This window comes from Burkholderia sp. Bp9015 (genome assembly GCF_003853505.1).
Lineage (GTDB): Bacteria > Pseudomonadota > Gammaproteobacteria > Burkholderiales > Burkholderiaceae > Burkholderia.
The window spans coordinates 1-511 of record NZ_QTPZ01000105.1; the positions used below are offsets into that span (position 1 = coordinate 1).

The window sequence follows — 511 nt, forward strand, 5'->3', positions numbered from 1 at the left end:
AACAACATCTCTCCCGACGTTCACCGCAGGTAGCATGGTGAAATCCACGATATGCAAATCGACAGTAAGCACTCGATCATGGTCGTCATTGAAAATATTCAACGATACAAAAAAGAGGGGAAAGCCGTGTCAGTTATCGAGACTTTGATGGAAACTGCAGTTGCTGACGTTGATCAATTGCGTGTAATGGATGCACAAGGAGACGACTTTGGCGTACCTCGCGAAGTCGATTTTTGCCTGATCGCACCGTCTGCCGAAAAGGCATCGATTGTTTCCGGTTTCATTAACGACTACCAGTACGGCCGCGCTTCGGTGGAACAAGTCGACGACCATTTTCGCGTCCTAGTCTTCATCAATATGCCAGTTCTCCAGCACAATATTTTATCTGTGTCGGGATTCATGACGTGTATCTCTGCATTTTTTGGGCTGACCTACGATGGTTGGGGGTGCGTCGTTCAGAAACGCAACTGAAAACATTTTTCGATGTATTGCCGCCGTCGCAGTCCGGCCA

At 47.9% G+C, this 511-nt stretch carries 1 protein-coding gene; it reads left to right on the forward strand.

Annotated elements, in window-relative coordinates:
• The first annotated feature begins 51 nt into the window (after positions 1-51).
• On the forward strand, positions 52-471 hold the full coding sequence (locus DIE12_RS37795) for a ribonuclease E inhibitor RraB (protein ID WP_124524143.1): 420 nt from the start codon (positions 52-54) through the stop codon (positions 469-471).
• Positions 472-511 lie beyond the last annotated feature (40 nt).